Below are 17,970 nucleotides of genomic sequence, written 5' to 3'. Positions count from 1 at the left end.
GGCTGGAAGCGCCGGTAGGAAACAAGCCGCCACACAGGGCGGGAGCACTATCCCTGCATCCGCCGCCACACTATTCGCGCCGCGGAGTGTGGCGTGGCCAAGACTTCGCGCAGGTAATTGCGCGGCATCAACCGCCACGGGGTACACGCGGGATGCAGGCGCACGGCAATGCCGAGGTGCCAGGCCCACAACGCGGTGCGCAGGACATGAAAATCATTGGTCACTACCTGCAACACGGCATCCGGAGCCAAGCGGTGGGCATTTTCTAGATTTTCATTGGTGCTCGTGGCTTCCGGTTCCACCACTACCCGCTCGGCCGGCACACCGCGCTCGATGAGGTATGTAGCCATGGGTCCCGCCTCACCACGGCCGGAGACAATAATCTGCTGACCGCTATAGAGAGCCAACGCCTTGTCTAGGCGCGAGCGCAGCATAGCGCCGGGATAGCCATGGGTTACGCGGGAGCCCAAGACGAGAAGCGGGTCAGACATGAATACCAGCATAGACTTGCCGGCTCTTGACATGAAGATGGAAATAGCCGTACCTTTAACTCAAATGTGCAATCGATTGCACCCAGGAGGGCCGGAAGCCGGCTCATACGCCTAAACCAAGGAGGACAGCATGGCCGGAACCACGCTCAAGGACGTGGCCGCTGCTGCTGGAGTATCCATTTCCACCGCGTCCCGCTCACTTTCGGGCAACCCAGCCATCTCGGAGGCCACGCGCCAGCGCGTCAAGGATACGGCCATCAAGCTCAACTATAGGCCCAATGCCCAAGCCCGAGCATTGCGCAGCTCCCGATCTAACGCCATCGGCTTGGTCATCCCCAGCCTAGATAATGCCTACTTCGCCGCGATGGCCGCAGCCATTGAAGAAGCCGCCGATAAGCACGGATTTGCCACGATGATTACCAGTTGTGGCGAGGATCCACAGCGCCTAGTCAAGGCCCTCGATGCCCTGATGGAACGCCAGGTAGACGGCATTATCGCGGTACCGCTCGAAGGCGCCGAAGAAGCGCTGGAGCAGGCTCGCGCTTACCGTCCACTCGTGCTCATTGACCGCACCCTGGGCCCGATTCCAGCAGTGCTATCAGACCCCCACTCGGGCATGAAACAAGCCGTGGAACAGCTCAAAGAGAAGGGGCATACGCACATCGGCTACCTGTCCGGGCCGCAGGAAACCTCCACCGGCCGCCAGCGCCTCCACGCATTCAAAGCCGCCACCCGCGGTATGCCTACCCATATCCACCACGGCAGCTACCGCCACCGCGAGGGCTATAAGGGTGCTATCGCACTCCTGCAGGAAGGCGTCACCGCGCTCATTGCCGGAGATTCCATGATGACGGCCGGCGCGCTGGAGGCCTGTCATAATGCGGGCAAGCGCATCGGAGAAGAAATCGCGCTCGTCGGCTTCGATGACTTCATCTACCTGCGCTTCCAACCCTCCCCTATCTCAGTGGTAGACCAGGATGTGGCCAGAATGGGCGAGACCGCCACGGCCAAGCTCATCGCGGCGATCAATGATAAGCACCAACCGGAAGGCGAGGTGCTAGAAACCCGTTACATCCCGCGCATGTCCACCGCCCACCAACTCGATGGAGCCACGCCATGAGTGACTGCGTTTTGCGCCTGGACAATGTCACCAAATCCTTCGGACCGGTGGAAGTCATTAAGGGTGTAGACCTCACCGTCCGCCGCGGCCAGGTGCAGGCCTTGCTGGGTGAAAATGGCGCGGGAAAATCCACCCTCATCAAGATGATTGCCGGCGTGCACGAACCAGATTCCGGCCGCATCCTGGTAGATGGCGCAGAGGTGAAAATCCCAGATACCAAGGCATCTGAGGCGCTGGGCATCGCCACCATTCACCAAGAGCTCAACCTTGTGCCCACCATGTCCGTGGCCGAGAACATCATGCTCGGGCGCACCCCACGCCGCTTTGGGTTGATCAATCGCAAGCACCTCAAGGCACAAGCCCAAGCGGCACTGCGTCTTATCGGCTTGGACGTGGACCTAGACATGCCGGTGGGTGAGCTGGGTGTGGCCAAGCAGCAGCTCGTGGAAATCGCCAAGGCGCTGTCTATGAACGCGCGCATTCTCATCCTGGACGAGCCCACAGCCGCGCTCACCGGCAAGGAGGTCGATGCACTCTTTGCTGTGCTCGAGGAGCTCAAGGCTAAGGGTGTGGCCATGGTCTTTATTAGCCACCACTTGGAGGAGCTGGCGCGCATTGCAGAGACCATCAGCGTGCTGCGCGATGGCTCTTTCATCGCCGAGGTCCCAGCCGATACGGACGAAGACGAGCTGGTACGGCTCATGGTCGGCCGCGAGATTGAAAACCAATACCCGCGCGAGGTTCCTCCCGAGCGCGGCGAGGCACTGCTGGAGGTCTCCGAGCTGACTGCCGACGGCGCCTTTCACGACGTCACCTTCACCGTCCATGCCGGCGAAGTCGTTGGCCTCGCCGGGCTCGTAGGAGCCGGCCGCACCGAAATCATTCGCGCCATCGCGGGCGCTGACCCGTACGATTCCGGCACCATCCGCGTCGGCGGCACGCAGCTGCGCGGCGGCGATATTCGCGGCGCCATCCGCGCCGGCGTGGGCCATATCCCCGAAGACCGCAAGTCCCAAGCGCTAGTTCTAGATGCCTCCGTGGGCGATAACCTCGGATTCGCCACCCTCTACCCCACCGCTAAGGCGGGGCTAGCAGACCGCAGCGGCCAACGCCGCCGCGCCGGTGACGTAGCGGAGAAGCTGCGCATTCGCATGGCCGATCTCTCCCAGCCCATCCGGAACCTATCCGGCGGCAATCAACAAAAGGCGGTCTTTGGCCGCTGGGTGCTGGCCGGCTCCAAGGTCCTCCTCCTCGATGAGCCCACCCGCGGCGTCGACGTCGGCGCCAAGGTGGAGATTTACAACATCATCAATGAAGTCACCGCTGCCGGCGGCGCCGTGCTCATGGCCTCCTCCGATCTGCCTGAGGTGCTCGGCATGTCCGACCGCATCCTCGTCATGTCCGGCGGCCAACTCGCTGGACAGTTACCTAAGGACTCCACCCAAGACGAGGTCATGGCCTTTGCCGTATCCAATGTGACCTCTTCTACCACCGCCTCTGCTGCCGCACCTGCCGGCATTAACCCCAAGGATGAAGCATGACCAAGAATCGAGTAGTTAATTGGGCGATGAATAATGGTGCGCTCGTCGGCCTCATCGCCCTGTGCATCGCGCTGTTTATCGCTACGCCGTACTTCCTCACCGTGGCGAACCTGCTCAATATCGGCATCCAGGCCGCCACGGTGGCCATCTTGGCCTTCGGCATGACCTTTGTCATCGTCACCGCAGGCATCGACCTCTCAGTGGGCTCGGTCGCCGCGCTCGGCGCCATGGTCTCTGCCTATATGTTCTCCACAGCGGGACTGCCTGGCTGGCTCACCCTGCTTCTCGGCCTGATCGTGGGTGCGCTGGCCGGCGCCATCTGCGGCATGGCCACCGCGTGGGGCAAGATCCCCTCTTTCATTGCGACGCTGGCCATGATGTCCATCGCCCGCGGCCTCACCCTGGTCATTTCCCAGGGCTCGCCAATTGAAACTGCCCCGTCCGTCAATGCCTTTGGTGGCGATATCGCCGGCTTCCCCGTGCCCATCATCATGATGGTTATCGCCGGGCTCATCTGTTGGTTCATCTTGGAGCGCACGGTGCTCGGCCGTTCCATGTACGCCATCGGCGGCAACCTGGAGGCCGCCCGCCTCTCGGGCCTGCCGGTCAAGCGCATCCAGATCGCTGTCTTTGCGCTCTCCGGTTTCTTCGCCGCCTGGGCCGGCATGGTCATGGCCGGCCGCCTCGAATCCGCACAGCCGCAGGCCGGCACCGGCTATGAGCTCGATGCCATCGCGGCCGTCGTCATCGGCGGCGCCTCGCTCTCCGGTGGCCAAGGCAAGGCCACCGGCACACTGGTCGGCGCGATCTTGCTAGCGGTCATCCGCAATGGCTTGAACCTGCTCAACGTCTCCTCTTTCTGGCAGCAGATCGTCATCGGCCTGGTCATCGCGCTGGCCGTTGGCTTCGACGTCATTCGCAATAAGACGGCCAACTAAGGAGCACCCGCTATGAAAAAGCTCATCGCCGCCCTCCTCGTACCTGCCCTCGCGCTGGGCCTTGCCTCCTGCAATCGCTCGGAAGAAGACCGCAACCGCATCACTCTTGCGCTCTCCACGCAGACCAATCCCTTCTTCGTCGAGCTGCGCCACGGCGCACAAGATAAGGCCAAGGAACTCGGCGTTCCGCTAGACATCCAAGACGCTTCCGATGACCCCGCCCAGCAAGTCAATCAGCTGGGCAATGCCACTTCCATGGGCGCCAAGGTCGTCGTGGTCAACCCCACCGATTCCGATGCCGTCGCTCCAGCCGTGCGTGGCATCAAGAATGACGGCGTGCCCGTCATCGGCGTGGACCGCGATGTCAACGGCGTTGAGCTGGATTCCATGGTGGCTTCCGATAACGTCGCCGGCGGCGCGCAGGCTGCGGATAAGCTCGCCGAATCCATTGGGAAGAAGGGCGATATCCTCATCCTGCAGGGCACCGCCGGTACTTCGGCCTCACGCGAGCGCGGTAAGGGCTTTGAAGAGCAGATTGCGAAGTACGGGGACATTCGGGTCGTCGGCAAGCAATCGGCGAATTTCGACCGCACCGAAGGCCTCAACGTCGCCACCAACCTGCTGCAGGCCAACCCGGATATCAAGGCCATCTTTGCAGAGAACGATGAAATGGCGCTCGGCGCGGTCGAAGCTTTGGGTTCGCGCGCCGGATCTGAGGTCAAGGTGGTGGCTTTTGATGGCACCTTCGATGGCCTCAAAGCGGTCAAAGATGGCAAGCTGGAAGCTACCATCGCCCAGCAGCCCGCAGAGCTCGGTGCCCGCGCCATCGAACAAGCCGCAGCGCTCCTGCACGGTGGCGCGGCGGAGAAGAGCGTCCCCGTCGAGGTCATCACCGTCACCCGCGACAATGTGGAGGATTTCCAATGAGCAAGCTAACCGTCGTCGGTTCCATCAATGCCGATCTCATCGTGCACGCCGATCGCCACCCGCAACCCGGCGAGACCCTGCTGGGCTCCGGCGGCGACATCTTGGCCGGAGGCAAGGGCGCTAACCAGGCTGTCGCGGCCGCACAGCTGGGCGCCACTGTGGCCTTCGTGGGCGCGGTCGGCTCCGATCCCTATGCCGAGCCTGCCATGCACTATATGCGCACCTCCGGCATAGATCTGGCCGCCGTGGAACAGGCCGATACCAACACCGGCCTCGCCGTCATCACCGTCTCGGCCGATGGCGAGAACACCATCGTCATCTCCCCCGGTGCCAACGCGCTTGTCGACGCCCCCTTTGTCTCCTCCCGCGCTTCCACCATCGCCGATGCCGATGTAGTCCTCCTCCAGGGCGAAATCCCCGCCTCCGGTTTCCAGGCCGCGGTCGAGGCGGCCCAAGGCCGAGTGGTGGTCAACCTCGCGCCCGTGGTCAAGGTCGACCGCGACTCGCTTCTGCAGGCCGATCCCCTCCTAGCCAATGAACACGAGGCCGGGCTCATCTTGGACCAGCTCGGTCTACCATCTGAAGGCGCCCCGCGCGAGCTCGCCCACCGCCTAGTAGAGGCCGGCTTCCGGTCCGTCGTGCTGACCCTCGGCGCCCACGGCGCCTACGTAGCCACCCCAGAGGGCGGCACGGATATCCCCACCCCGCGCGTGACTGCCGTGGATACCACCGGCGCCGGCGATGCCTTCGCAGGTGCCTTCTGCGCCCAGCTCCTCACCGGTGCCTCGCTTGTCGATGCCGCCACTTTCGCCGCCCGCGTCGGCGCCTTCGCCGCCACCGGCAACGGCGCGCAACCGTCCTACCCCACCACCGAATCCGCCCTACCGGAGGTCACCGATGCGTAAATCCGGCCTGCTCAATCCCGCACTCACCAGCGCCGTCGCACGCCTCGGGCACACCGATACCTTTGTCATCGCTGATTGCGGCCTTCCCATCCCCCACGATGTTCCCGTCATCGACCTCACGCTGACCTTCGGCATCCCCACCTTTGCCGATACCCTGGCCGCCCTCCTTGAGGAGGTCGTGGTCGAAGCCGGGACCATCGCCGATACCACCCCGCCCGAAGTGCGCTCCCTGCTTCCCGCGGTACCGCTTACCGAGGTCTCCCACGATGACCTCAAGCGCGAGGTCGCCCGCGCCTCCTTCGTCGTGCGTACCGGTTCCACCACGCCGTTTGCCAATGTCATCTTGCGCTCCGGCGCGCCCTTCTAGCGCTTATAGACGTTTCCGCGTGCCCCTACTGTAAACACTTCCACCAGCACTTCTTGCTCCTCTACGGAGTACAGCACGCGGTAATTTCCCACCCTTATTCTTCGGCCACTCTTGCCGGACAAAGCGATAGATCCTGGTGGATATGGGTCTTGGGCCAGTCCACCGATCGCACGCTTAATCCGTTGATATTGCTTTCGGTTTCCCTGATGGATTTTTGTAACTCCCGGTTGGCCTGCCGCGTAAACGTGATGTTGTATCCCATAACCTCTTAAAAAATTGTACTCTTTGCTAACTTAGTACTAGTAGTACTTTGATGTTTAGGAGCTTTACATTGTCTTTGCCACTTTCCGAACTCCGCACCCGCCTAGGCCAGGTCATTGACCAAGCCCACTACGCAGGCACCCGCACCGTTGTCACCCGCAACGGTAAGGAAGCCGCAGTTATCATTTCGCCTCAGGAACTAGCTTTCCTTGACCGCCTCGAAGCCGCTGCAGATGCTGAATCTCTCCGCCAAGCCCGCGCCGCCGATACCGGCGAACGCTTCTCTTTTGAGCAGGTCACGAAAGAAATCGAAGGGCGCTAGCCGTAAATTGGCTCGGCTTCATACCCGACTAAAAGCCAATGCCAACGCCACACGGATTCGTGAGCATGAGAACCGAAATTCGTTCGCCCCTCATGAGCCTCAGTAATCTGCTGAACCACATCCACTAAGTGATGCTTAACGCAGCTTCCTGAATAGCGAAGAACGGTATACCCTCTTAGCGCCGCATCATTTCCCTTCCAGCGGTCTTTAACGAAGGTCCCCAAATCCTCCGCCTTATGGAAGTCATAGCCATCGATTTCAACGGCGACTTTCCCTACAACGATGTCCCATAGATAGGGACCTATCTGGTGGTTCACCTGAACCTTCTTCCCACGACGCTGAAGCGCGCGGACTACTTTCCTTTCTGCTTCGCTATCGGCACCTACCGCAGATTTGTTCACTACTTCCCGAACCCGAGCAGGTACCCGCGCGATACATCCGAGGTCTTTTTCTAAGGCTTGCTTACCGCGCCTGTTTTGATATCGCGTTTCAAGCATTGTTACTGCTTGATCGTCATCCACCGCAGCCGCCGCTAGCAGGGGATTTTGCACAGGCATACCTTCAAACGTAAATCTCGTTTTCTGCCGAGTTCTCTCGACTTCAAACCACTGCGAACCACTCACGACATGCCTGTAGGCAAATTTCAGAGGAAAGGTCATCTCCTTCTTGGAGTACAGCTGCACCGCAGAGCTTCCTGCGAGCATGATTCCAGGCCACCGCTTGTGTAGGATGCGAGCTACCTCCATGGGAGTCGGTTCCCGCCACGTATAGATCCCGCGGCCGATTCGGATTATCTTTCCATTCGCTACATGAGTTTGCAGTTCTCCCCTGCTTAGGCCTGAAACCAGTACTTCTTCCATGCTTCCCCCCTTTGAGCATTATCTCCCTGCCCGAAAGCTTAAAGCACGCTTCCTCACGCCGCAGGCTACAGCGATGCAAAGCAAGCACGTTTTACCCTTTTCCTCCTCGAATTTTGCCTAATTGTGCTTGTTTTGCATGTTGGTAAGGGGCGACGAGAACTTCGCTAGAGCTTAGGAGACAGAACAAGCACGTTTTGCCGAAAAACTACATGGCTATGGCTAAAACGCGCTTGTTTTGTTCGGCTTTAGACCGGAAAGCTACTCTCCCAGCAGCTTGTCGCGCAGGTTCTTATCCTTCTGCTCGACCTCTTCGGCCATGCGCTTTTGGTAATCCACCATCTTATCTTGGATGACGGGATCGCCAGCGCCGAGGATGCGCGCAGCAAGCAGGCCGGCGTTTTTTGCACCGCCGATGGAGACGGTGGCAACCGGCACGCCACTAGGCATCTGCACGATGGATAGGAGGGAGTCGAGGCCATCGAGCTCCTTCAGTGCGCGGGGGATGCCGATGACCGGCAGCGGCGTGGCCGCGGCGACCATGCCAGGCAGGTGCGCGGCACCGCCGGCGCAGGCGATAATCGCCTTCAACCCGCGGGTATGGGCTTCCTTTGCATAGGCCAGCATCTTGTCCGGGGTGCGGTGGGCGCTGACCACGCCGACCTCGAAGGGGATGCCGAAGTCCGCGAGGACCTGAGCGGCGGGTTCAACGGTGGGCCAATCGGAATCGGAGCCCATGATGATGCCTACATGCGGTTGCATAATGTCCTTTCTACAGACAGGAATTTAAGCCCATTCGGCGTGCACGAGGAAGTATGCGGCCTGGCGGGCAATGGTCAGGGTCTCGTCGGTATCTTCACCAGTGACGTTGACGTGGCCAATCTTGCGGCCAGGGCGGTGATCCTTGCCATAGAGGTGAATCTTGGCCTGCGGATAGCGCTCCATGACTTCCCTGACGCGCTCCGGCATAGGCATAGCAGGATCTTCGTCAGCGCCCAAGACATTGGCCATGACGGTGACGGGGGCAAGCGTGTCGACTGCGCCCAAGGGGAGGTCGAGCACGGCGCGCAAGTGCTGCTCAAACTGCGAGGTGACACAGCCATCCTGGGTCCAGTGGCCGGTGTTATGCGGGCGCATGGCCAGTTCGTTGACGGAGATATCCTCGCCCTCAGGGCCGTCGAAGGCAAAGAGTTCGACGGCCAGCACGCCGGTCACGCCGAGGGACTCGGCGATGGTGAGACCCAACTCGGAAGCGCGCTGGGCAAGTTCCGGTGCGAGGCCGGGGGCGGGAGCTATAGCCTCGGCACAAATGCCGTTTTCCTGGCGGGACTGGGTAATCGGCCACACCTTAGCCTCGCCGGAAGGGCGACGGGCAACGAGGATGGAAAGCTCGCGGGTAAGTTCCACCTTTTCCTCGGCCATCAGCGGGGTTCCGGCCTCGAGTAGCTCGGAGACCAGCTCAAAGCAATTATCGGCGGTGGGGAACCATACGCCCTTGCCGTCGTATCCACCGCGGCGTGCCTTGAGGCATACGCGGCCATCGACGGTGTCGAAAAAGGCGCGGGCATCGGCCACCGAGTCAATGGCGGCAAAGCGCGGCACGGGAGCGCCCAGCGCGGCGAGCTTTTCGCGCATCTTGAGCTTATCCTGCGCGTAGATAAGAGCGGTGGGCTGGGGCTGGACGTTAAATCCGGCGTCGATAAGCGCGGCGGAGTGCTCGTTGGGCACATGCTCATGCTCGAAGGTGATGGCATCCGCGCCCTCTGCCACGCCGCGCAGCTCCTCCAAGGAGGTGTAATCCCCCAGCACCACATCTGGGGTGACCTGCGCGGCGGAGGAATCCGGCTTGCTAGCCAGAATCCGCAGGTGAATATCGAGTTCTGCGGCGGCCGGCTGCATCATGCGGGCCAGCTGGCCGTCGCCACAAACAGTTACAATAGGCTTTAAGTCACTCACGTCCCCCAATACTAGCCTGGATACTATGTTCACCCGTCATACCATCTTCCAAAACTCACTCCTGACCGCTTTGCTGGACGGCATTTATGACGGCGAAATGACCATTTCGGAACTGCTAGGCAAGGGCAACTTCGGCCTAGGCACCTTTGATGGCTTGGACGGGGAGATGATCATTTTGGATGGCACCTGCTACCAACTGCGTGGCGATGGCTCCGCGCAGATTGCAGATTTGGATCAGCGCACTCCCTACGCGGTGGCCACGAACTTTGTCCCGCGCATTACTGCCGACGCCCCCGCGGGCCTACGCCGAGATCAGCTCTCCGCGTTCATCGATAAGCTCGAGCCCTCCGCTAATTACATGTACGCGGTGCGCATCGTGGGCACCTTTAAGGAGGTGACCACCCGCACGGTGGTCAAGCAAGAAAAGCCCTACCCGCCAATGTCCGAGGCCGTTGGCGGCGACAAGGAGCTGCATTTTAAGGACGTCGAGGGCATCATCGGCGGCTTCCGCACCCCCGTGTATGAAAAGGGAATCTCGGTACCGGGCTGCCACGTGCACTTTATCGACGCCGCCCGCACCACCGGTGGCCACGTGCTGGACTACGTAGTGGATAAGGCAACGGTTGAGCTCTGCCCCGCCTCCGACCTAGAGCTGCGCCTGCCGTTGACACAGGAATTCAGCCGGGCCAACCTCTCCCCCGAGGATCTGGATAGCCAGCTGCACACCACCGAGGTTAAAACCAAGGGCGATCATTAATAATCTCTGCCACGCGCTTGGGCTTGGCCACATTGGGAAAATACATGGCCCGGTCCCAGCCGTGAATTGCTAGGGACACCCCGCCCCGGCGCTTGCGGGCGCCGCGGATATCCTGCAGCGGAATCGAATCGATATTGCGGCCCTCGCGTGCGATGACGCGCCTATTAGTAACAATGAAGCGCTTGCGGCGAGCCTTATAAAGAGGAATGAGAAAGCGCCAGATTCCCAGCAGCGCCCATACCGCGACGAGGCCATTGCGCAGCATCGGATCTACCGCTTGGACATCGCACCAGCCGATGGCAATCCACAGCAGGCCGGTGATGAGGATGAGCTCGAGGAAGGGGAAAATCAGCGCGCGAAACGGCGCGGAGACATCCGCGCGCTTGACCTCGCCTTGGCCCATCTTCATTAGTCCCATAGCTATGGATGCTACCTCGCGTGTCTACTGTGGTGGTTTACTGCTGTGGGCGCAGGTGCGTGACATCGCCTGCGGAGTAGTATTCGCCGGCGACCATGATGCGGCCGTCCTCGCCGATGCCATCGACGTGCCCGGTGACATCGCCAGACGGGGTCTCCAAGCGCACCTCTTGGCCAAGCGAGGAGCAGACCGCACGGTAGTCGCGCAGGAGCTGCGGATCTTGGTTCTCCCACTGCACGATGCGGCGGCGCAGGTTCTTCAGCACGGTAATGGCCAGCTCGGTGCGGTCGGTATCGTGGCCTTCGAGCGCGAGCGAGGTGGCCTTTTCAATAGGTAGGTCCTCACGAGTCAGGGTGACATTGATGCCCATGCCTACGACGACGCGCGCAGAAGGTGCGGCACCGCCCACGGCTTTATTGACCTCCGCCTTATTGACTTCGGCCTTGTTGACTTCGGCTTTGCTTACCTCCACCTTGGTGAGCTCGGTCTTCGGCGCGGCCTTGAAAGCTTGGCCCACGGGACCGGCCTCGGCGAGGATGCCGCACAGTTTATTGCCGTCGATGTGCACGTCATTTGGCCATTTGAGCACGGTGCCCTCGATCGAATCGGTCACCGCAAGTCCCGCGGCCAGCGGCAAGGTGCCCAAGTGCTCGAGGGATTCCGGCAGCAAGAGCACGGAGAAGATTACCTGGGAGCCGGCTGGCGCGGTCCAAGTGCGGCCGAGGCGGCCCTTGCCGGAAAGTTGTTCGTCGGCAAGTAACACGGTGCCATCTGCAACGTTGGTGGCCTGCATCAAATCGGTATTGGTGGAGCCGGTCTTTTCCACGAAATCGATGGTGGTGAAATCGTCCGCCAGCGCGGTGCGAATGCGTTCCAAATCAAGTGCAGTCATAAGCTTCAAGGATACCGGCCACCAATGGTGCTAGTGTGTTGCGCATGGCAAAGGTCACTTTTGAAAAGGTCAACATCACCTACCCCGGTGCGAGCGCGCCCACGGTAAAGGACTTGGACCTCGATATCGCGGACGGCGAATTTCTGGTACTCGTTGGCCCTTCGGGTTGCGGCAAGTCCACCACGCTGCGCGCCTTGGCGGGTCTGGAACCTACATCCAGCGGCCGCATCACCATCGATGGCAAGGATGTGACCAACCTGGAACCAGGCGATCGCGATATTGCCATGGTCTTCCAGAACTACGCCCTCTATCCGCACCTGACGGTGGAGGAAAACATGGGCTTTGCATTGAAGCTCGCGAAGCTCCCCAAGTCCGAGATCAAGGCCAAGGTACACCAGGCGGCGGAAACGCTCGGCTTGACCGAGTACCTCAAGCGCAAGCCGAAAGATCTTTCGGGCGGCCAGCGTCAGCGAGTGGCCATGGGCCGCGCTATTGTGCGCGAGCCGAAGGCCTTCCTTATGGACGAGCCGCTGTCCAACCTGGATGCCAAGTTGCGCGTGCAGACCCGCGCGGAGTTGGCCAGCCTCCAGCAGCGCTTGGGCACGACGACCGTGTATGTCACCCACGACCAGGTGGAGGCTATGACCATGGGCGACCGCGTAGCAGTGCTCAAGGACGGCGAGCTGCAGCAGGTAGCCCCGCCGCGCGAGCTTTACGACGCCCCCGCGAACGAATTCGTCGCCGGTTTCATCGGCTCGCCGGCAATGAATATCTTTGATTACAACGGCTCCCGCGTGGGCGTGCGCCCGGAAAAGATGTTCATCAATAAGAGCCCAGTGGGCTTCCAGGGTGTCGTAGACATCGTGGAAGAACTCGGTGCTGAGTCTTTTGTCTACGTCACTGTGGGTGACAAACGCCTGGTCGCCCGTGCCGAAGGTACCCCACCACAGCGCGGCGAGGAGGTCGTGCTGACCTTCAACCCGCGCGAGGCGCACCGCTTCGATCCGGAAACGGGCCGCCGCATCGCGCAGGACTAGTTTTAGCGGAGGCTAAGCCGCGGAGAAAGCTGGGACGCAGGTACGCGTCCCCACCACCCACAGCCCCTTTTCTACCCCCATTTAGAGTTAAATAGGCCAAAATTATCCACCTTTTGGTTTCCATATTTTAGGTTTAAAGAACCGAAAGTTTTCCGAAAGGTGAATTCCATGAAGAAATTCCTGCTTCGCACCACCGTTGCGACAACCGCAGTTTTGGCACTGGCCGGCTGTTCTTCTTCCTCCTCCGATTCCGCTGCGGGCGGTTCCTCCGAGGGCGGCGCGGATGCGCGCGGCCCCATCACTTTTGCCATGGGCAAAAATGACACGGACAAGGTGACCCCCATCATCGAGAAGTGGAACGAGCAGCACCCAGACGAGAAGGTCACCCTCAAGGAGCTGGCCGGTGAGGCCGACGCCCAGCGCGAAACCCTGGTGCAGTCCCTGCAGGCGGGCAGCGATGACTACGATGTCATGGCGCTGGACGTGGTGTGGACCGCAGAGTTCGCCGCCAACCAGTGGCTCCAGCCGCTCAATGGCGACTTTGAAACCAATACGGATGATCTTTTGCCGGCCACCGTGGAGTCTGCCACCTATAACGATGTACTCTACGCCCTGCCGCAAAACACCAACGGACAGCTGCTTTTCCGCAATACCGAGCTCGCAGATAAGGCACCAGAGAAGTTTGCGGATCTTAAGTCCGCGTGTGAGGCACTGGACAAGGGCAAGGACTGCCTGACCACCCAGTTCAAGCAGTACGAGGGCCTAGCGCTCAACACCGCTGACTTTATGGAAGGCTGGGGCGGCTCCGTCCTAGATAAGGACGGCAACGTGACCGTAGATTCCCAGGAGGCCAAGGACGGCCTGCAGGCCATGGTGGATGCCTACAAGGAGGAGACCATTTCCAAGGACTCCACCGCCGCCACCGAGGAGGAAACCAATATGGCCTTCACCGAAGGCAAGACCGCCTTCGCCATGAACTGGCCATACATGTACTCCAATGCGGTTGACGCCGGCGTCGACGTCGAGGTCCAGGCCCCACTGGGTAAGGACGGCGTAGGCGTTTCCACGCTGGGTGGCTATAACAACGGCATCAATATCAACTCCAAGAATAAGGGCACTGCGCTCGACTTCATGAAGTTCATCATCAACGAGGACAACCAGAAGTCTTTTGCGGAGCAGTCCTTCCCGCCGGTCTTGGCTTCCATCTACGATGACCCGCAGCTGCAGCAGGAATTCCCGTACCTGCCGGCACTCAAGGAATCTCTGGAGAACGCGGCACCGCGCCCGGTTTCCCCGTTCTACTCGGCGATTTCTAAGGCCATCCAAGACAATGCCTACGCCGCATTGACGGATGGCAAGTCTGTCGATGATGCCACCGCCGATATGAAGGCGGCCATCGAATCGGCTTCCCAGGGTTAAACGCCCAATCTGGGTGAGGTAGGCGGACACCCCGCCGCCTCACCCTTTGTGGTTTTCACTCCCCTAATGGGGATAGAATCTAGCCAATACTCAGCATTTCTTGAACAGAAAGGCGGTCCAGCGTGGCTATAGCTTCGCCGACTGCGTCCAAGGGGGCGCCAAAGGGGGCGTCGGCAAGCGCGCCGAAGCCCCAGCGCAAGAATTATGGGCGCGTGGCCGGGCTGATTGCTCCGGCGCTCATCGTGCTCGCCGTCATCATCGGCTACCCCATCATCCGCGCCATTGTCCTGTCCTTCCAAGGCAATAGGCAGCTCAACCCGCAAACGGGGCTTTTTGAGGAGGGCGGCTTTGCCGGGCTGGAAAATTACCTGTACTGGATTAATAACCGGTGCGTTTCCGGCACTGGCCAGATTTCTACCTGCCCGCCGGGGGTTATCGCCACAGACTTTTGGCCGGCGGTAAAGATTACGCTCTTTTTCACCATCGTTACCGTGCTGCTGGAGACCATCCTGGGCATGCTGATGGCGCTCATTATGAATGGTGAGTACCGCGGCCGCGGCCTGGTGCGCGCTGCGGTACTTATTCCCTGGGCCATTCCTACGGCCGTCACGGCCAAGCTATGGCAGTTCATGTTCGCCCCAGAGGGCATCATCAACTCACTGCTTGGTGCGAACATTGCTTGGACCACGGATCCCTTCTATGCTCGCCTAGCTGTCATCATCGCGGACGTATGGAAGACAGCACCATTCATGGCGCTGCTCATCCTGGCCGGCCTGCAGATGATTCCGAAAGACGTCTACGATGCCGCTCGCGTGGACGGCGCCAACCGTATCCAGGCTTTCTTCCGCATCACCCTCCCGCTGGTGCGCCCAGCACTCATGGTGGCGGTGCTCTTCCGTACGCTAGACGCTCTGCGCATGTATGACCTCCCGGTCATCATGATTTCTAGCTCCTCCAACTCCCCCACCGCGACCATTTCCCAGCTGGTGGTAGAGGACATGCGCCAAGGCAACTTCAACTCCGCCTCCGCGCTTTCCACCCTTATTTTCCTCCTCATCTTCGTCGTCGCCTTTATCCTCATCCGCTTTCTTGGCGCGGATGTCTCCGGCAGGAAGGCAGCTAAATAATGCGTAAATTCGGACACTACGCCGGCATCATTTTCATCATGTTCTGGGGACTGGCGCCCTTTTACTGGATGCTGGTGACGGCGCTGCGAGATCAGCGATTCACCTTCGATACCACCCCGTGGCCCACCCACGTCACGCTGGATAATTTCCGCGATGCCTTGGCTACCGATAAGGGAAATGACTTCTTGGCGGCGCTGGGAAACTCGCTGCTTATCTCCCTTGTGACCACCGCTGTGGCCGTGCTCATCGGCGTCTTTACCGCCTATGCGCTCTCCCGTTATGACTTTCCTGGTAAGGGAATCGTCACCGGCATTATCCTGGCCGCCTCCATGTTCCCGGCCATTGCCTTGGTCACCCCGCTCTTCCAGCTCTTTGGCAGCCTGGAGTGGATTGGTACCTACCGCGCGATGATCATCCCCAATATTTCCTTCGCGCTACCGCTTACGGTTTATACACTGCTGAGCTTCTTCCGCCAGCTGCCCTGGGAACTGGAAGAAGCAGCCCGGGTGGATGGTGCCTCGCGCTCCCAGGCTTTCCGCTTGGTGCTATTGCCGTTGGCGGCGCCAGCACTATTTACCACCGCGATCATCGCCTTTATCACCACGTGGAATGAGTTCATGCTGGCCAAGCAGCTTTCCACCACTGATACCGAGCCGGTGACCGTAGCCATCGCACGATTTTCCGGCCCGTCCGCTTTCGAGTACCCCTATGCCGCCACCATGGCCGCCGGCGCATTGGTGACCATCCCACTGGTCATCATGGTGCTCATCTTCCAGCACCGCATCGTCGCCGGCCTGACTGCTGGTGGTGTCAAGGCCTAATGCGCCGGGCCATGCTGTGGGATACCGCGCTGGGCTTCCTTGGTTTCTTTAGCGTCCTCGCGCTTATCCAGGCCATCATCAACCTCTTTCAAGATTCCCCCGCCATCTGGCCCGGTCTCGTGGCCGGAGTACTGTGCCTTCTTACCTACCTAACCTGGCGGGCTAAAAGAAAGGACCTTTCATGAGCTGGTACCACAATGCCGTCTTCTACCAGGCGCTCGTCGGCTCGTTTAAGGCCGATGGCGATAAAGAGGTAGGCACGCTGCGCGGGGTCATCGATAAGCTGGACTACCTCCAGTGGCTCGGCGTGGACTGCCTGTGGCTCTCGCCGTTTTATGCCAGCCCCTTGCGCGATGATGGCTACGATATCGCGGACTACTACTCCATCCATCCGGATTACGGCACGATGGAAGACTTTGAAGAGCTCATTGCGCAGCTGCACCGCCGCGGCATGCGCATTATGACGGACTTGGCGCTCAACCACACCAGCTCCGATCACCCATGGTTCCAGGCCTCTCGCACGGATCCCACTGGCCCTTATGGCGATTTCTATGTCTGGGGCGATGACCCAGAGCGCTACCCCGAAATCCGTGTCATTTTCACCGACGTGGAAACCTCAAATTGGACCTGGGACGAAAAGCGCGGCCAGTACTACTTCCACCGCTTCTACTCCCACCAGCCGGATTTGAACTACGATAACCCGGCCGTGCAGGAGGAAGTATTCAAAATTTTGTCCTTCTGGATGGACAAGGGCTTGGACGGCTTGCGCCTCGATGCCATTGCTTATCTCTTTGAACGCGATGGTGTAGGCGGCGAGTCCCTGCCGGAAACAATTGAGTTTGTCGAAAAGATTCGTTCCTTCATGGACACCCACTACCCGGACGCGGTGCTCATCGCCGAGGCCAACCAGCCTCCGGCCGAGACCATGCAGTTCTACGGCAAGGGCGAGCGCTTCCACATGGTCTTCAACTTCCCGGTTATGCCGCGGTTGTACCAAGCATTGGCGCTTGGCGACGCAACCCCGGTCTACTCCATCCTCGATGAACTGCCCCAACTTCCGGCTGACTGCCAATGGGGTACCTTCCTGCGCAATCACGATGAGCTCACCCTGGAGATGGTGGACGATGACGTGCGCGAGCTGATGTATGAAGCTTTCCTCCCCGATGATGAAATGCGCGCCCATGTGGGCATTGCCCGCCGGCTGATGCCGCTGATGAATGGCGATCGCCGCAAGGTGGAGCTCATGTTCTCGTTGCTGATGACCCTGCCGGGCGCACCGTTTATCTACTACGGCGATGAGATTGGCATGCTCGATGACACCACGCTCCCGGACCGCTATGCGGTGCGCACCCCGATGCAGTGGGACGATTCCGAGCACTCTGGTTTCAGCACCAACGCACCTTCCGGCCTTCCGATTGTGGGAGGTACCTCCGTGGCCGCCCAGCTTGATGACGCCACCTCGTTGCTCAATACCGTCCGCTCTATGATCGCCCAGCGCCATGCCCACCCTGATCTCGCTACCGCACCGTGTGAGCCGATCGAGACCGGCGAAGCGGCCGTCCTTGGCTACCAGCGCGGTGATCTGCTGTGCCTGCATAACTTCGGCGATCGCTCCATCGACCTCGGACCGGTGGAGCTTGGCCCTTATGGCTACGCCTGGCTGCCAGCCTAAGCCTTAGCGCGCAGCCGCAGCCCCCTCTCCTACCGGCGCACTACGCGGCGGATTCTAGGGGTCGTTGCAACGATGATGGTTAGTTTGGTTTGATGCTACCGGTTTGTGTGAGGGCGTTGGTCATGACTTCGGCTGGGGTGCG

Annotated in this window: 20 protein-coding genes; 13 read left to right on the top strand and 7 right to left on the bottom strand. The window is 60.4% G+C overall.

From position 1 onward, the window contains the following. Positions 1-47: 47 nt before the first annotated feature. A complete protein-coding gene (locus BKN05_RS06055) occupies positions 48-491 on the bottom strand; it encodes a YdcF family protein (protein ID WP_286688214.1) in 444 nt (147 codons plus the stop codon). Positions 492-621: 130 nt separating this feature from the next. Between BKN05_RS06055 and BKN05_RS06050 the strand changes: the two genes are divergently transcribed. The 6 genes from BKN05_RS06050 to rbsD are packed head-to-tail and all read left to right on the top strand — an operon-like array spanning position 622 to position 6,289. After that, a complete protein-coding gene (locus BKN05_RS06050) occupies positions 622-1,611 on the top strand; it encodes a LacI family DNA-binding transcriptional regulator (protein WP_286688213.1) in 990 nt (329 codons plus the stop codon). Next, positions 1,608-3,152 carry a sugar ABC transporter ATP-binding protein gene (locus tag BKN05_RS06045; RefSeq protein WP_286688212.1) on the top strand — a complete coding sequence of 515 codons (1,545 nt, stop codon included), beginning with the start codon at positions 1,608-1,610 and terminating at the stop codon, positions 3,150-3,152. The genes BKN05_RS06050 and BKN05_RS06045 overlap by 4 nt, the downstream gene beginning before the upstream one ends. Continuing rightward, positions 3,149-4,090 (top strand): ABC transporter permease, encoded by a 942-nt coding sequence (locus BKN05_RS06040; protein ID WP_150851164.1) that lies wholly within the window; start codon positions 3,149-3,151, stop codon positions 4,088-4,090. Before BKN05_RS06045 ends, BKN05_RS06040 begins: the two co-directional genes overlap by 4 nt. 12 nt (positions 4,091-4,102) lie before the next feature. Beyond that, on the top strand, positions 4,103-5,017 hold the full coding sequence (locus BKN05_RS06035) for a substrate-binding domain-containing protein (RefSeq protein ID WP_286688211.1): 915 nt from the start codon (positions 4,103-4,105) through the stop codon (positions 5,015-5,017). Next, positions 5,014-5,922, top strand: a complete 909-nt coding sequence (locus BKN05_RS06030) for a ribokinase (protein ID WP_286688210.1) — start codon at positions 5,014-5,016, stop codon at positions 5,920-5,922. Before BKN05_RS06035 ends, BKN05_RS06030 begins: the two co-directional genes overlap by 4 nt. Then, positions 5,915-6,289: a D-ribose pyranase gene (rbsD, locus tag BKN05_RS06025; protein WP_286688209.1), complete on the top strand. Its 375-nt coding sequence runs from the start codon at positions 5,915-5,917 to the stop codon at positions 6,287-6,289. Before BKN05_RS06030 ends, rbsD begins: the two co-directional genes overlap by 8 nt. Here rbsD and BKN05_RS06020 read toward each other — a convergent pair. Beyond that, positions 6,286-6,447 (bottom strand): type II toxin-antitoxin system RelE family toxin, encoded by a 162-nt coding sequence (locus BKN05_RS06020; RefSeq protein ID WP_239661102.1) that lies wholly within the window; start codon positions 6,445-6,447, stop codon positions 6,286-6,288. The genes rbsD and BKN05_RS06020 overlap by 4 nt on opposite strands. 173 nt (positions 6,448-6,620) lie before the next feature. Here BKN05_RS06020 and BKN05_RS06015 point away from each other — a divergent pair, with 173 nt between their 5' ends. Next, on the top strand, positions 6,621-6,872 hold the full coding sequence (locus BKN05_RS06015) for a type II toxin-antitoxin system Phd/YefM family antitoxin (protein ID WP_286688208.1): 252 nt from the start codon (positions 6,621-6,623) through the stop codon (positions 6,870-6,872). On the opposite strand, the gene BKN05_RS06010 is transcribed toward BKN05_RS06015, so the two are convergent. From BKN05_RS06010 to BKN05_RS06000, 3 genes are all read right to left on the bottom strand, one after another. Continuing rightward, positions 6,869-7,576: an endonuclease domain-containing protein gene (locus tag BKN05_RS06010; RefSeq protein ID WP_286688207.1), complete on the bottom strand. Its 708-nt coding sequence runs from the start codon at positions 7,574-7,576 to the stop codon at positions 6,869-6,871. The genes BKN05_RS06015 and BKN05_RS06010 overlap by 4 nt on opposite strands. A gap of 414 nt (positions 7,577-7,990) precedes the next feature. Continuing rightward, positions 7,991-8,491, bottom strand: coding sequence for a 5-(carboxyamino)imidazole ribonucleotide mutase (gene purE, locus BKN05_RS06005; RefSeq protein WP_049378615.1), 501 nt, complete (start codon positions 8,489-8,491; stop codon positions 7,991-7,993). 24 nt (positions 8,492-8,515) lie between these two features. After that, on the bottom strand, positions 8,516-9,631 hold the full coding sequence (locus BKN05_RS06000; RefSeq protein WP_049378613.1) for a 5-(carboxyamino)imidazole ribonucleotide synthase: 1,116 nt from the start codon (positions 9,629-9,631) through the stop codon (positions 8,516-8,518). A gap of 79 nt (positions 9,632-9,710) precedes the next feature. Between BKN05_RS06000 and budA the strand changes: the two genes are divergently transcribed. Beyond that, positions 9,711-10,442, top strand: a complete 732-nt coding sequence (gene budA, locus BKN05_RS05995; protein WP_049378612.1) for an acetolactate decarboxylase — start codon at positions 9,711-9,713, stop codon at positions 10,440-10,442. Here budA and BKN05_RS05990 read toward each other — a convergent pair. Together BKN05_RS05990 and BKN05_RS05985 are read right to left on the bottom strand one after the other, a co-directional pair. Next, positions 10,420-10,860: a hypothetical protein gene (locus BKN05_RS05990; protein ID WP_049378610.1), complete on the bottom strand. Its 441-nt coding sequence runs from the start codon at positions 10,858-10,860 to the stop codon at positions 10,420-10,422. The genes budA and BKN05_RS05990 overlap by 23 nt on opposite strands. A gap of 37 nt (positions 10,861-10,897) precedes the next feature. Continuing rightward, complete coding sequence (locus tag BKN05_RS05985; protein ID WP_286688206.1) at positions 10,898-11,752, bottom strand: biotin--[acetyl-CoA-carboxylase] ligase; 855 nt, start codon at positions 11,750-11,752, stop codon at positions 10,898-10,900. Positions 11,753-11,796: 44 nt separating this feature from the next. Here BKN05_RS05985 and BKN05_RS05980 point away from each other — a divergent pair, with 44 nt between their 5' ends. The 5 genes from BKN05_RS05980 (at position 11,797) to BKN05_RS05955 (ending at position 17,828) form a co-directional block, all read left to right on the top strand. Further along, entirely contained in the window at positions 11,797-12,789 is a 993-nt protein-coding gene (locus tag BKN05_RS05980) for an ABC transporter ATP-binding protein (RefSeq protein WP_049378608.1), read from the top strand. Positions 12,790-12,957: 168 nt separating this feature from the next. Beyond that, a complete protein-coding gene (locus tag BKN05_RS05975) occupies positions 12,958-14,208 on the top strand; it encodes an ABC transporter substrate-binding protein (protein ID WP_286688205.1) in 1,251 nt (416 codons plus the stop codon). A gap of 122 nt (positions 14,209-14,330) precedes the next feature. Next, the gene (locus BKN05_RS05970; RefSeq protein WP_396334666.1) at positions 14,331-15,335 is read left to right on the top strand and encodes a carbohydrate ABC transporter permease; all 1,005 of its coding nucleotides are present in this window, start codon (positions 14,331-14,333) and stop codon (positions 15,333-15,335) included. Further along, on the top strand, positions 15,335-16,156 hold the full coding sequence (locus BKN05_RS05965; RefSeq protein ID WP_049378605.1) for a carbohydrate ABC transporter permease: 822 nt from the start codon (positions 15,335-15,337) through the stop codon (positions 16,154-16,156). Before BKN05_RS05970 ends, BKN05_RS05965 begins: the two co-directional genes overlap by 1 nt. A gap of 181 nt (positions 16,157-16,337) precedes the next feature. Further along, positions 16,338-17,828, top strand: a complete 1,491-nt coding sequence (locus BKN05_RS05955; protein ID WP_049378603.1) for an alpha-amylase family protein — start codon at positions 16,338-16,340, stop codon at positions 17,826-17,828. Positions 17,829-17,970: the final 142 nt, after the last annotated feature.

Origin of the sequence: Corynebacterium sp. S5S1 (assembly GCF_001913985.1) — a bacterium.
GTDB lineage: Bacteria > Actinomycetota > Actinomycetes > Mycobacteriales > Mycobacteriaceae > Corynebacterium > Corynebacterium marquesiae.
The sequence above is the reverse complement of the archived record's forward strand: the minus strand, read 5'-3'. Positions and strand labels throughout refer to the sequence as shown.